Origin of the sequence: Acinetobacter ihumii, assembly GCF_900625095.1 — a bacterium.
Taxonomy (GTDB): domain Bacteria; phylum Pseudomonadota; class Gammaproteobacteria; order Pseudomonadales; family Moraxellaceae; genus Acinetobacter; species Acinetobacter ihumii.
Genome location: NZ_LR130760.1, coordinates 2,546,678 through 2,559,126 on the forward strand (window position 1 = coordinate 2,546,678; position 12,449 = coordinate 2,559,126).

General features: G+C 37.7%; 14 protein-coding genes, 2 tRNA genes and 1 pseudogene. 8 read left to right on the forward strand and 9 right to left on the reverse strand.

Going from position 1 to position 12,449, the window contains the following annotated elements:
• Positions 1-7: 7 nt before the first annotated feature.
• From E0D95_RS11950 to E0D95_RS11975, 6 genes and pseudogenes are all read right to left on the reverse strand, one after another.
• Positions 8-274 (reverse strand): hypothetical protein, encoded by a 267-nt coding sequence (locus E0D95_RS11950; RefSeq protein ID WP_130804014.1) that lies wholly within the window; start codon positions 272-274, stop codon positions 8-10.
• 722 nt (positions 275-996) lie between these two features.
• Positions 997-1,716 carry an alpha/beta fold hydrolase gene (locus tag E0D95_RS11955; protein WP_130804015.1) on the reverse strand — a complete coding sequence of 240 codons (720 nt, stop codon included), beginning with the start codon at positions 1,714-1,716 and terminating at the stop codon, positions 997-999.
• Between the two features lie 29 nt (positions 1,717-1,745).
• A complete protein-coding gene (locus tag E0D95_RS11960; RefSeq protein ID WP_130804016.1) occupies positions 1,746-2,906 on the reverse strand; it encodes an OmpP1/FadL family transporter in 1,161 nt (386 codons plus the stop codon).
• A gap of 904 nt (positions 2,907-3,810) precedes the next feature.
• Positions 3,811-3,942, reverse strand: a pseudogene (locus tag E0D95_RS15995) (Arm DNA-binding domain-containing protein); the annotation flags it as partial.
• A 159-nt stretch (positions 3,943-4,101) separates the two neighbouring features.
• Positions 4,102-4,177: transfer RNA gene (locus E0D95_RS11970), tRNA-Gly, on the reverse strand.
• A 44-nt stretch (positions 4,178-4,221) separates the two neighbouring features.
• Positions 4,222-4,297: transfer RNA gene (locus tag E0D95_RS11975), tRNA-Gly, on the reverse strand.
• Between the two features lie 202 nt (positions 4,298-4,499).
• Between E0D95_RS11975 and E0D95_RS11980 the strand changes: the two genes are divergently transcribed.
• The 5 genes from E0D95_RS11980 (at position 4,500) to E0D95_RS12000 (ending at position 7,332) form a co-directional block, all read left to right on the forward strand.
• Positions 4,500-4,808, forward strand: a complete 309-nt coding sequence (locus E0D95_RS11980; protein WP_130804017.1) for a BolA family protein — start codon at positions 4,500-4,502, stop codon at positions 4,806-4,808.
• Between the two features lie 14 nt (positions 4,809-4,822).
• Complete coding sequence (locus E0D95_RS11985; RefSeq protein WP_228258860.1) at positions 4,823-5,209, forward strand: SirB2 family protein; 387 nt, start codon at positions 4,823-4,825, stop codon at positions 5,207-5,209.
• Between the two features lie 80 nt (positions 5,210-5,289).
• A complete protein-coding gene (locus E0D95_RS11990; protein WP_130804019.1) occupies positions 5,290-6,126 on the forward strand; it encodes a ParA family protein in 837 nt (278 codons plus the stop codon).
• A 13-nt stretch (positions 6,127-6,139) separates the two neighbouring features.
• Positions 6,140-6,526 (forward strand): hypothetical protein, encoded by a 387-nt coding sequence (locus E0D95_RS11995; RefSeq protein WP_130804020.1) that lies wholly within the window; start codon positions 6,140-6,142, stop codon positions 6,524-6,526.
• 215 nt (positions 6,527-6,741) lie between these two features.
• Positions 6,742-7,332, forward strand: coding sequence for a LysE family translocator (locus tag E0D95_RS12000; RefSeq protein ID WP_130804021.1), 591 nt, complete (start codon positions 6,742-6,744; stop codon positions 7,330-7,332).
• A gap of 58 nt (positions 7,333-7,390) precedes the next feature.
• Here E0D95_RS12000 and E0D95_RS12005 read toward each other — a convergent pair whose 3' ends face one another.
• Positions 7,391-8,044 (reverse strand): DedA family protein, encoded by a 654-nt coding sequence (locus E0D95_RS12005; RefSeq protein ID WP_130804022.1) that lies wholly within the window; start codon positions 8,042-8,044, stop codon positions 7,391-7,393.
• Between the two features lie 204 nt (positions 8,045-8,248).
• On the opposite strand from E0D95_RS12005, the gene E0D95_RS12010 reads away from it, so the two are divergent.
• From E0D95_RS12010 to guaA, 3 genes are all read left to right on the forward strand, one after another.
• Entirely contained in the window at positions 8,249-8,671 is a 423-nt protein-coding gene (locus E0D95_RS12010; RefSeq protein ID WP_130804023.1) for a DoxX family protein, read from the forward strand.
• A 113-nt stretch (positions 8,672-8,784) separates the two neighbouring features.
• The gene (locus E0D95_RS12015; RefSeq protein ID WP_130804024.1) at positions 8,785-9,150 is read left to right on the forward strand and encodes a NirD/YgiW/YdeI family stress tolerance protein; all 366 of its coding nucleotides are present in this window, start codon (positions 8,785-8,787) and stop codon (positions 9,148-9,150) included.
• A 135-nt stretch (positions 9,151-9,285) separates the two neighbouring features.
• Positions 9,286-10,854: a glutamine-hydrolyzing GMP synthase gene (gene guaA, locus E0D95_RS12020; RefSeq protein WP_130804025.1), complete on the forward strand. Its 1,569-nt coding sequence runs from the start codon at positions 9,286-9,288 to the stop codon at positions 10,852-10,854.
• Between the two features lie 333 nt (positions 10,855-11,187).
• Here the strand turns inward: guaA and E0D95_RS12025 are convergent, their stop codons facing one another.
• Positions 11,188-11,730, reverse strand: coding sequence for a hypothetical protein (locus E0D95_RS12025; RefSeq protein WP_130804026.1), 543 nt, complete (start codon positions 11,728-11,730; stop codon positions 11,188-11,190).
• Positions 11,658-12,389, reverse strand: coding sequence for a hypothetical protein (locus E0D95_RS12030; RefSeq protein WP_130804027.1), 732 nt, complete (start codon positions 12,387-12,389; stop codon positions 11,658-11,660). The genes E0D95_RS12025 and E0D95_RS12030 overlap by 73 nt, the downstream gene beginning before the upstream one ends.
• Between the last annotated feature and the right edge of the window lie 60 nt (positions 12,390-12,449).

Consider the following 12,449-nt stretch of genomic DNA (forward strand, 5'->3'; position numbering starts at 1 on the left):
CATTTGATTAGATTCTTGCTAAAACCCAATCTATAAAACGGCTTTTGTCGTTGTAGTCAGGTGCATCATGAATGGAAACAATTAAAGGTAAACCAAAGTTGCCAATAATTCTATGTGGGGTTTCAAATTTAAAAGTGGTGTCACTATCCTCATGAATTTCTCTAAAAAAATCTACAATTTTCTCAAATTGGGTTTTTTTGGAAAAATTGGGTCTTTCTTTGATAAAGTCATAAATTTGATTGAGAACCTCATCAGTATTTCTATTGCGAAACATGGTTTATCTCCAAATTTATTTGTCATGAGTGTGTATGAAACATGACACAGATAGTGCTTCTATTATTTTAATTTATTCGGAAGACAAAAAAATAAGATATCTCTTACAGTAAATGTAGGAAAACTCGCACAACTGTTCAAAAAAAGATCAAAAACAGAATCTATTTTAGGACTAAAAAGGCATTGAGAATGTGAATTTTTACTAGCCCCTCGTTCAACTTTATACAAAGTTTAGGATTTAAATTTTCATCACTATTCGCTAGGGGTGCTGATTCTTCAAACCATCGCTGTACAGGCAACACTCATCGACATTTTGCATTATCAGAACAACTGGAAAACTCTGGTTTAGATCTGTCTCAATAATGGGCCGGTGGATAAGTAGTCACCCTCCCCGTATTCAAGGGCAGGTGAATTTAGAGGATTATTTGGCAGAAATGCATGTGGCAGTTAAGTCCAGTACAGCTCATACCTAGCTCGATTATGGGCTGAAACTTTTGGGTGATCAACGGTATGTTGCGGCTGAAGCTCCACATTTTAGAGTGTTACATGAGGTATTGGATCGAATTAAACATCCCTTTGATATGGCTAGTTTTTTGTAGGGATTCATTGTTTTTCACAAAGCAATCAATCTGTTGCAAGACAATGGCTTATACACACTTGTAACAAGGTGATGTCTAATCTGTAAAAATAGAAAAAGGCATTCATGATTGAATGCCTTGATGGTTAATCCTGTGCAGCTTCAATGATTTTGTTGGCCAATTCTTCAGGTCGGGTAAACATTGCTTCATGACTTCCCCCCATTTCAACCAGTTTAAACTTACCCAAACGGCTTGACATTTTCGGGTGCCAGAATCCTGAAGGCAGAGCTTGATCTTCAGTACAGTTCAGGTAAGTTCTAGCAATATCAAGTTGATAAAACTGTTTTAAATCCAGCCGATCATGGAAAGGCTGGCATGGTTCTGGGGTGAGCATTTGATACGTTTGCTGTGCCATGTCTTCATCTGCATCATTGATAAAAGCATTACGCCACACTTCGTAAGGCAGTAAAACGGTATTATCGCCAGAAGCTGCTGCCAGACTGGTAAACAGTTCATAATAGGCTTCGGGCATATTATCAAACATATTTTCGCCATCTTGCAGAACAAACGCATTCCAATAAATGAGTCGTTTGATCCTTTCGGGAATGACCTCAGCTACTTTGGAAATGATGGTACCGCCATAGCTATGGCCTAGTAATACAATATCTTTTAGGTCGTGTTCGAAAATGTAGTCAGCAATGGATTGAGTACACTCGGCATGATTGACGTTACGATTTGCATTTGGACCATGACCTGCAATGGTTGGGCAGTGCACAGTCATCCCCTGTGCACGCAGATGGTTGGCCACAGGTTCCCAAAGTGATCCATCATGCCAAGAACCATGAACTAAAACGAAAATTGTCATAATTGTATCCTTTATTTGACGTTCCATGATTAAAAAGATTTAGAAAAACCTAAGGTAAATACATGACTTTGATTACTTAAGTTAGTTCCAAAACTATTACCGCTTCCTTCTATTTTTTTGTTTACTGCATATTCATAAGCCAGATTAAGCGTGCCTAGACTAAATTCATGACCATAACCGATACTCCATGCTTGATTGGCGATGGCATTTGCATAAAAATTAACCAGTGTGTCTTGTGCATCCACGACAACATCTGCATGACTATAACCGAAGCGGATATGATCTTTGGGACGATATTGATAGTCCACACCTGCACGATAGATGGTTTGATTTTGCCAGTTAAAAGAGCCTTTTTGACCCAGACCATCGGCATCTTGCCAATTCATTCGCAAAATATCTGCTGCTAAAGTGAGTTGATCATTCAGTTTGTGTTTAATGCCAATCCCATAGCGTTCGGGTAAATTGATTCGACCTTGGCTACTGGCCAACAAATCATCTTTATATTCATCAAGCTTAGAAAAACGCATTTCACTATGATAAGCGGCACCTAACCACCAGTTCGGCTGCACTTCCCATGTTGCTCCAAGACTCCCACCCAGACCATAAGCCCATTGGTTGCCATGTCCTTCCAGAAAAATAGGTGCGCCTTGAGTATCTGTTCCTGCCAATACACCTTTTGCTCTAAATTGTTGAATCCCCAAGTCTAAACTGGCACCTATACTTAAATTGGGTAGCACTTTATAAGAGAGGGTCGGGCTCGCTTGGGCAATGGCTAAATTATCTTTGGCTTTATCTGCGGGAAATCCATGGATTGCAGGTTCATCATAATTAACGGCTGCCCCTGCCCCTGTCATGCTGAGACCAAAACTTAACTGATCATTATAATGTTTGATCACGGCAAGGCTTGGAATTGGAATAAACTTATCAGATTTGAAACCTTCAGGCTGATTCAAAAACGTGGCTCTGGAACGAATATTTAATAATGAAACCTGAGCATCTACTCCGTTGTTTTGATAGGAAAGATTCGCAGGGTTATCATAAATAGAGGTTCTGTCCATACCAGCGGCAAGGCTGACGCCTCCCATACCACTTGATACCTGGCCTGATCCAGTCAAATAAACACCATTAAAGGCCTGAGCATAGATTGGGATACAGCTAAAAAGTAAAATAACGCCTTTTTTATTGAGCATTTTAAAATCCTTATTAAAACGTTGTTAAATCATTTAACAAATTTTGATTATTTGATTTTGAGCTTTAAACTTATATTTAATTTTTTTATTAAAATAGTAAAAAATAGGTATATTAATATACCTAATAAATATATTTAATTTTATCTGGTATTTAGTTTCCTCATAAATTATTATATTCTATATGTTATTTATTTTTTTTGCATCTAGTTTTTATTTAATTAAATATCTAAATTGAATTTAAATTATGTTTTTTTACTATGGATTGTATATTCTGGAGTTCAGCAATGATCGGGCTGAGTTTGGTTATGCAGTCCAAAATATTGCAACTTGCCTCTAATCCAATAGATATTGCAATGTGATTTTATTGATATATAACAATTCCTTATATTCTGATAAGCTAATTGATAGACCAATTGGTTATTTTTGTGAATTAAGTTGTATTAGTAGAATTACAAGCGTGTTTGTTTTTTGATTAAATAATTTATATTTGAATTATCACACAGTCTAATTTTTGAGATAGAGTTTTTTTATTGAATGAATCTTTTTAAGATATTTTTTACATCTGTAAAGATTTATTCAGTGTTGTGGCTTTTGATCAAATAAGTCTAAACATGTGATTTATTTTATAATCAAATATTGCCATTATAATTAATTATGTAGATGTTTAAATTTGGTTTATTGTGTTAAGTGAATTTGCTAAATTATTCAGACCTCATAATTAAGTTCTAAATTAAATTTGTAGAGTGTCTTTGATTAGGAGAAATTATTTTTAGTTTTTATAAGCCAACTCAGTTGGTGGGAACTTCAACGTATCATATTCTTTTGCTATTAAGGCTATATGAATATTCCATTTACAGAAGTAATAGATCTATAAATCATACAAATATGAATACTCTTAGAGATGAAGCGGTTGATGGTTATAAGTATTATCTTCGTGATTAGTTGTTTCTCTACAACGCATGCCCATATAGCGAAAGTCAGCAACTAATGTAAAGATGGGAGACTTATTTGTTTTTAAAATATTAATAAAAATCATATGGTTAAATAGTGTTTTTGTCAAAAATGGTCACAAAGATTTTTTAACATAGCTTAATGGATATATGCTTTGAATAGAATTAAGACTTTAATAACGAGAAAAAATCATATAAATCAAAAAGAAAAAGCCCCAATCTTTCAATTAGGGCTTTTTAGAATATGGAGCGGGAAACGAGACTCGAACTCGCGACCCCAACCTTGGCAAGGTTGTGCTCTACCAACTGAGCTATTCCCGCAAATATTTGAGCAGTTTTATAAAAAACTTTCACTAAAAACAATATGGAGCGGGAAACGAGACTCGAACTCGCGACCCCAACCTTGGCAAGGTTGTGCTCTACCAACTGAGCTATTCCCGCGTGCCGCTTATAATACATTAAGCAAATCAAGGGTCAACCATTTTATGCAAATAATCAGCTCGATTGCATAAAATAAAAACACATTGTCAGGTGTATCACTTTCATTTTTAAATTTACATTCGGTAAAGGCGAGTTTTTCGTTGTTTTGAGGCTAGACGAGTTATAATTCGCTGTATCTTTGATTGGGAAACGGTGATTGATCATGACGCTTGAGCAACAACTGATTGAAAGTTTAAATACACTTCAGCCGAAACACCTTGAAGTCATTAATGAGTCTTCAGGTCATGGTGGTTATTTCCCCGGCAAAGAAAGTCATTTTAAGGTGATTATCGTCAGTGATATTTTCGAAGGTTTGCGTTTGGTGCAGCGACATCAAAAAGTATATGCCGTTGCAACTGATTTAATCAGTCCCGGAAAAATTCATGCTTTGGCAATTCACGCCTATGTACCAAATGAATGGCAAGGCGAAGCTCCTGCTAGCCCCGAATGTGCCCATGTACCAAAAGTATAAGGAATAAAATGGGAATGAATGAAGTGATGCAAGTTCTGCACATCATTGCACTGATTATTTTCTGTGTTGTGTTGATTATTCGAGCAAAACCATTGTTGGTTAATCATCAAGTAACAGCGTTCAGTTTAAACACTCCTAAATCTTTGGTTGGATTCCAACATTTGGCTTTAACTATTGTGGTTTTGACAGGTATGGTCTTGCTTTACCAAAAGCAATTTCAGATGCAGTCCTGGTTTTATGCCAAAATTATTCTATTTCTGGTCATGTTATCGGCATTCGCTAAAGCCTTTAAAAAAGATACCACTATTATGTTAATACAACGACGTGCAGGTCTTGTCATCGGCTCAGTTGCTTTTATTTCAATATTAGGATTGGTGTGGTTAAAACCAGTATTTGGTTAATTGTTTGACATTCTTTGTGTTTTAAATTGGCTGCTAGGTTAAACTCTAAACAAGTTTGAAAAAATAATGATGAGGGAAGCATGTTTACACGTGTGGTATTTAACCAAAAAGGTGGTGTTGGAAAATCAAGTATCACGGTAAATCTGGCAGCGATCAGTGCTCAGCAAAATTTCAAAACACTGGTGATTGATTTAGATCCACAGGCTAACTCAAGTCAGTATCTTTTAGGTGAGCAGGCGACCTATTCCGCAGATAAACATGCATTAGAACCGAACATCGAAAATTTTTTTGATGATGTATTGGGTAACAATCAGCAGAAAGGCTTGATTGGCAATGCCATTGGTTCAATTTTAAAATCACGTTCCAAAGGGCTGGAAAGCTACGTGCATCATACTGCATTTCCTCAATTGGATGTGATTCCAGCCAGTCCAACACTGGGCGCATTGGAACATGCGCTTGAATCCAAACATAAAATTTATAAATTACGCGATTCCTTGCAGCAACTGAGTAGTCAATATGATCGAATTTATATTGATACACCGCCTGCTTTTAATTTCTTTACCCTGTCTGCATTGATTGCCGCAGATCGGGTACTGATTCCATTTGATTGTGATGTCTTTTCTAAACGTGCTTTACAAACTTTGATTGAAAATGTGATCGAAACCCAAGATGATCATAATAATGGTCTGGAAATTGAAGGCATTGTGGTCAATCAATTTCAGGCGCAGGCAAAATTGCCAAGAGAAGTGGTGCAACAGTTAAAAGACGAAGGACTGCCTGTATTAAACAGTATGTTGCCGCCTTCGGTTTTAATGAAAGAATCACATCAAAAAAACTTACCATTGGTTCATTTATCACCTGAACACAAACTGACGCAAGCGTATCAGACCTTGTTTGCAGAAATTGAACCGCATTAATTTGAGAAAAGCGATGAAAGGCTTATATTCAGTTCCTCTGGTCGTAGTGACATTATTGTTGGGTGCTTGTGCGACCACAGTTAAACCGACTTATGTATCTCCAACCCAATATCAGTCACTAAACTGTCAACAATTACAAAGCGAATATAACCGTATTCAACTTTACATTGAAAATGGCGTACAAACACCGAAACGCACAGGGGTTGGTCTTGGTGTGGGTTTAGGCGGTGGTTGGGGACGAGGCGGTTGGGGTTTTGGTCCAACGGTTTCGGTGAATATGGGGCAGTCCTCAAATACCAAAAATACTGAGCTTTCACGTGTTTTAGGACAACAAGAGGCGATTGTTCAGACGGCTCAATTTAAAAATTGCCCGATCATTGTCTCTAAAAAGAGCAGCTAAAGCTTTTCAAAACGGTATACGATTGCTGTTTGATTCAAACTGCACCCCCACAATTTTTACACAAAATGTTTCATGTTAAAATTATAAATATCAAATGTTTATATTTTAAAGTGAGGATTTTTAGCTAAGATGACTGTGGGGTGCTATGATAAAAACTTGTCAGTTAATTTCAATTTCATATAAGGTGTGCCCACCTTTATCTTGATGGATACTCTATGATTGAAAGCTGGTTTTTTGTTTTGGCAATGCTTGCCGTATTGCTTATTCCGGGGCCAACCAATGCATTGTTGGCGAGTGCTGCACATCAGCAGGGAATTGCAAAAACAGCTTCTTTTATTCCAGCAGAGTGGTTAGGTTATTTGTATGGCATTGGCATTTGGGCATTATTTATCCATTTAGGTCAACCCATTTGGCCTGCATTAAGCACGATTTTACATGCTATTAGTGCGCTTTATGTGATTTGGCTGGCATTCAATTTATGGAAAAGCTCACATTTACAACGACATAGCCAACATCATAAAAGTGTAAGACCTAAACAAGTATTTTTTTCAACGTTAAAAAATCCGAAAGCGCTTCTGTTTGCAGCAGGCATTTTTCCACCTGAAACATGGGATTCCTTGGAAAATGCATTTCTGGTACTGGCGGTTTTTAGTTTAATTTTATTTCCCGTTGCATGGTTCTGGATGGTTTTTGGTCGTGCATTACTGGCCGGCAATGTCAAAGGTTTAAAAGCCGACCGCCTATATAAGGGCTCGGCGATGTTGCTCTTGGTCTGTATGTTACCTGTGATCTTTCGATTTTTCTAACGGTCATACTGCAAGTCATCTGTCTATACATCCTTTAAACCTGCCATTTTTAGACTGTTTATTTTTTAGAATTTAAAATTTCACGTCGGCTGACGAGTTTTTGACGAATAAAACCAATGATGCCCGGTAAAATACTCAAAATAATAATACCGAAAATTAAATGGGTGAAATTGTCTTTCACCACCGGCATGTTGCCAAACAAATAACCGAGCGTAATAAACGAGGTAATCCAGCAAAAGGCGCCAATCACATTATAGGTTAAAAAAAACTTATAATTCATGCTACCTGCACCTGCGACAAAAGGGGCAAAGGTGCGTGCAAAAGGAATAAAACGGGCAAAAATAATGGTTTTTCCACCATGACGCTCAAAAAACTCGTGGGTTTTGGTCAAATGTGCTTTGTTAATAAAACGTGAGTTCATTTCAAATACACGTGGGCCAATGTAACGACCAATATGATAATTCAGCGTATCACCTAACACGGCTGCAATAAATAGCAGCACACCAAGTACCCACGGATCCATTGCTCCTGTTGATGCTGCCAATGCGCCCGCAGCAAACAGTAAGCTATCGCCGGGTAAAAATGGCATGACCACCAGACCTGTTTCCACAAAAATAATCAGAAACAAAATTGCATATATCCATACGCCATAATTGCGAATAAACTCAAGCAGGTGATCATCAACGTGCAAAATAAAATCAATTAGTTCCATGGCAGGCTACGGTGCAAAATCGTGATCAAATCCTAGCAGTGCCTTGCCTGAAAGTCAGTAGGATTCGGTAAAAAGTTACATCTTTTATTGTCTTTTATTTGCAACGATACGTCTAAAAAATGAATATTTATTGCAAAAATAAAGCAGCCTAATATGGCTCTATCAACAACACATCATTTGAAATTCTTCTAAAGGGCTTAGTTTATGTTTAATCCAAATGTCATTGTCAAAAATATGGTGACTCAACCTACGACAGATCATGTTATTTCACTCATTGCACGAATTATGATGGCATATATTTTTCTGATTGCAGGCTGGGGCAAAATTACAGCTTACTCGGCAACGGTCGGTTATATGGAGTCGATGGGTGTGCCGGGTGGCTTACTACCTTTAACCATTTTAGTTGAATTTGGTGGTGGCTTAGCATTGCTATTCGGCTTTCAGGCGCGTCTGGCTGCCTTTGGTTTAGGTGTTTTTAGCATTATTACAGCATTGATTTTTCATGGTGCTGATGATCAGGCACAAGCGATTAATTTTATGAAAAACTTTGCCATGGCCGGTGGTTTATTTTTCTTGATGTTACATGGAGCGGGTAAATTTAGTCTGGATGCCGCAATCGAAAAATAATAAATAAAAGGTACAAGGTAAACTTGATTTTACCTTGTATTACAAAACTCTAGCCGAAATTTTTCTTACTTTCTGTTTAGATAAATTTGAAATATTTACATCTAGAGAGAACAATGAAAAAATCAATATTTGTTGCGTCAATTTTGGCGACTACGGTTTTATCCTCAAGTGCTTTTGCAAAAGATGATCATGTGATTATTCAGGAAGCTGCCAAGAATATTGCGACTGTGCAGCAAGTTGCAAAAATGCAGGATGAAACAGGTGTCACGCTGACAGGTCAAATTACCAAACACATTAAAAGTGATCATTATCAATTTAAGGATCGCTCTGGCACGATTGATGTAGAAATTGACGATGACATCTGGCGTGCAGCAGGTTTAAAAATCGGTGATCATGTGCGATTGGTGGGCGAAGTGGATACTCATCGCTATAAACCGACCGATATTGAAGTGGTAAAAATTGACAAGATTCATCATTAAAGCCAAGGCACTGATTCAGTGCCTTTTTTTATACTGTTTTTACAGAAGTTTTTGCCGATTGAAAGAACGTGCGTGGCATCATGAAAAATGCTAGAATATTGCGCTTCTCTCGTTGCCTTGCATAGTTGCGTAATCATGACAACCAATACTCACATTACTGATGACCGTATCTTAATTCTGGATTTCGGCTCTCAATACAGCCAGCTCATTGCACGTCGTGTACGTGAAGCGGGTGTATATTCTGAAATGTATGCGTTTGATATGTCTGAAGAAGACATTCGTGCGTTTAACCCAAATGGCGTGATTTTGTCAGGTGGGCCTGAAAGTGTACATGAGGAAGGCAGTCCACGTGCGCCGCAAGTGGTGTTTGAGCTGGGCGTGCCGGTATTGGGCATTTGTTATGGTTTTCAAACCATGTCTGAACAGTTGGGCGGTAAAGTTGAGCCAGGCACTGTACATGAGTTTGGCTATGCCGAAGTAGATATTCAGCAGCGCGACCAATTAATTGGTAATTTGCAGGATCGTGAAGATCAATTGCATGTCTGGATGAGTCATGGCGACAAAGTTGGACGTTTACCCGAAGGTTTCCATACCACGGCCAGTACGCCAAGTTGTCCATATGCCGCTGCATCTGATGAGACCCGCCGCTTCTATGGCGTTCAGTTCCATCCAGAGGTGACACATACTGCAAAGGGTGCAGAGTTACTCTCTAACTTCGTACATAAAATCTGTGGTTGTGGTGGTCTTTGGACACCAGAACACATTATCGATTTGCGTGTCGAGCAATTACGTCAGCAAATTGGCGATGAAAAAGTATTACTCGGTTTATCTGGCGGTGTAGACTCCTCTGTCGTTGCGGCACTTTTGCATAAAGCGATTGGTGACCAGCTCACTTGCGTATTTGTAGACAATGGTTTGCTTCGTTTAAATGAAGGTGACCAAGTCATGCAAATGTTTGCTGATAACATGGGGATCCGTGTGATTCGTGCGGATGCAGAAGAGCGTTTCTTAACTGCATTGGCAGGCGAAGTTGATCCTGAGAAAAAACGTAAAATCATTGGTCGTGAATTTATCGAAGTTTTTGCAGAAGAAGCGCGCAAACTCGATGGTGTGAAATTCTTGGCCCAAGGTACGATTTATCCTGACGTGATCGAATCTGCTGCCAGCAAACAAGGCAAAGCACACGTGATTAAATCACACCATAACGTAGGCGGTTTACCAGAAGATTTAGCTTTTGATTTGGTCGAGCCATTACGTGATTTATTTAAAGATGAAGTTCGTAAACTCGGTACAACGCTTGGTTTGCCGCACAGCATGATTTACCGTCACCCATTCCCGGGACCGGGCTTAGGTGTACGTATTTTGGGTGAAGTGAAAAAAGAATATGCGGATATTCTTCGCCTTGCTGATGATATCTTTATGCAGGAACTGCGTGCCAGTGGTTGGTATGACAAAACAGCACAAGCTTTTGCGGTGTTCCAACCTGTAAAATCAGTCGGTGTGGTGGGTGATGGTCGTCGTTATGCATGGGTGATTGCGCTTCGTGCAGTGGAAACGGTTGACTTTATGACAGCGCGTTTCGCTCACTTGCCGTATGAATTGGTTGATAAAATCTCTACGCGTATTATGAATGAAATTAAAGATGTTTCCCGTGTGGTCTATGACGTGTCATCTAAGCCACCAGCGACGATTGAATGGGAGTAATTCAGGGGGTTCAAGAAGCGAAGCTTCTTGCCTGAATTACGCCAAGCACTGCGCGCGCGGCAGGATGGGGTTTCAAGAATGAGCGAGTTTAAAGCACTGCTTTAAACCAAGCGAAGTTTGTTGCCTGAATTCAAAAGGTTCAGCGAAAAATATATTTTAATGGATTATAAGAAACCGACTTGGTAACAAGTCGGCTTTTTTACTGTTTTACGATAGATTAAGTGTTTGATATTTATTAAATACTCTAACTTGATTTTGTATAAGTCTTAAGATGTTAATTTTAGGGAAATTAAGTAATCCCTATATTGAATTTACTATTTTTATTACTGGGTATTATTTCATTAAGGTGACTACTTTTTGCCATTCATCAAAATTAGTATTACGAGGTCTATCCCAATTAATTTTTCCTCCTACTTTTAATGCTCGCATACCTAGATTTTTACGAGAAGTAGCAATTTCAAATAATTCCGATAAGGTATCCCATAGTTCAATTATTACTTTTCGGTCTGCTTGAAGCCTTCTATGCGCTAAGTCATTACGAGTATCACGTGCACGATCTAATATTTTATAAGTATCCCTTGTAATAATTTTAGATAGTCTCAAAAGCTTATGTTTAGCATGAATTGATTTTCGATTTATAAGGCTCTTTAGATTACTATGACATTTTTGCACTCTTAATGGGTATTTAAATTTTTGTTTTTTATACACATTTACCCACAAAATTTCTGTGAGTTGCTCTACAACTATCCACAGATTGTTAAGCGCATCATTATTGTTTTGGTTGATTAAAGACGTATAACCATTTACAAGAAAAAAAGGTGTAAATCTAGTGAGAGATTTAATGACATCTTGCCCTTCAAAAAAAGATTTTTCCATATTCTCAAAACTCTAGGTGACATAAGAGGCTCAAATCGTTCACTTGTAGAGGCCAAATTTGATCTTAATCTAGTATGAAGAGATGGTGTATAAGAAAATAGAGTGGTTTTTTCATATAGTGATCCAATCTCTAGTTCATGTGAATACAAAACTTCAGCATGTATTCCACCTAATAATAAAGAACATAAGATTTCATTTAATTTGGCAACTCCTTCAAATATTGTTGAAAAAAAATTGCACTGAGGAATTGCTATTGTTCCATCGTAGCTTACCAATGCATCCAACTTTTCATTAATTCCTAAAGGAAGTATTCCTACTACTTCTGATAATTCCATTCCAACATAAGAATTTTCATTAATTTGTTCTAATGAGAAACTTATTTGTTTTTTGTTATCGCTAACTATTGCTGAATATGGTCTTAAATGAACCATCCAAGCAGGATTATATGACGGTACACTAGAAATCGGCTCTACATAGTCAAAAGGAGCATCTGATTTTTCAATCCAATCTCCTCCATACCAAACAGAAGTTTCAGTTGGTTTGTTTTTAATTACGTCTGTTAGTGTTTTAGGAATATTACGATTATCTGACATAAATGGATTAAAATTATCCTCAAATGCGTATATTTGACCTGTCTGAATATCCTGATAGTATTTCATATTTTATTTACTTCAAATTCTGAGTTCCGTTAAGTTTATAACTTAATAAAAAAAATCAAC

Bases quoted from the DNA above. Each gene is read 5' to 3' on its own strand.
- E0D95_RS11960 (WP_130804016.1), bottom strand. From the start codon at position 2,906: ATGCTCAATAAAAAAGGCGTTATTTTACTTTTTAGCTGTATCCCAATC.
- E0D95_RS12010 (WP_130804023.1), top strand. From the start codon at position 8,249: ATGTTTAATCCAAATGTCATTGTCAAAAATATGGTGACTCAACCTACG.
- E0D95_RS11990 (WP_130804019.1), top strand. From the start codon at position 5,290: ATGTTTACACGTGTGGTATTTAACCAAAAAGGTGGTGTTGGAAAATCA.
- E0D95_RS11955 (WP_130804015.1), bottom strand. From the start codon at position 1,716: ATGACAATTTTCGTTTTAGTTCATGGTTCTTGGCATGATGGATCACTT.
- E0D95_RS11950 (WP_130804014.1), bottom strand. From the start codon at position 274: ATGTTTCGCAATAGAAATACTGATGAGGTTCTCAATCAAATTTATGAC.
- guaA (WP_130804025.1), top strand. From the start codon at position 9,286: ATGACAACCAATACTCACATTACTGATGACCGTATCTTAATTCTGGAT.
- E0D95_RS12025 (WP_130804026.1), bottom strand. From the start codon at position 11,730: ATGGAAAAATCTTTTTTTGAAGGGCAAGATGTCATTAAATCTCTCACT.
- E0D95_RS11980 (WP_130804017.1), top strand. From the start codon at position 4,500: ATGACGCTTGAGCAACAACTGATTGAAAGTTTAAATACACTTCAGCCG.
- E0D95_RS12015 (WP_130804024.1), top strand. From the start codon at position 8,785: ATGAAAAAATCAATATTTGTTGCGTCAATTTTGGCGACTACGGTTTTA.
- E0D95_RS12030 (WP_130804027.1), bottom strand. From the start codon at position 12,389: ATGAAATACTATCAGGATATTCAGACAGGTCAAATATACGCATTTGAG.
- E0D95_RS12000 (WP_130804021.1), top strand. From the start codon at position 6,742: ATGATTGAAAGCTGGTTTTTTGTTTTGGCAATGCTTGCCGTATTGCTT.
- E0D95_RS12005 (WP_130804022.1), bottom strand. From the start codon at position 8,044: ATGGAACTAATTGATTTTATTTTGCACGTTGATGATCACCTGCTTGAG.
- E0D95_RS11985 (WP_228258860.1), top strand. From the start codon at position 4,823: ATGAATGAAGTGATGCAAGTTCTGCACATCATTGCACTGATTATTTTC.
- E0D95_RS11995 (WP_130804020.1), top strand. From the start codon at position 6,140: ATGAAAGGCTTATATTCAGTTCCTCTGGTCGTAGTGACATTATTGTTG.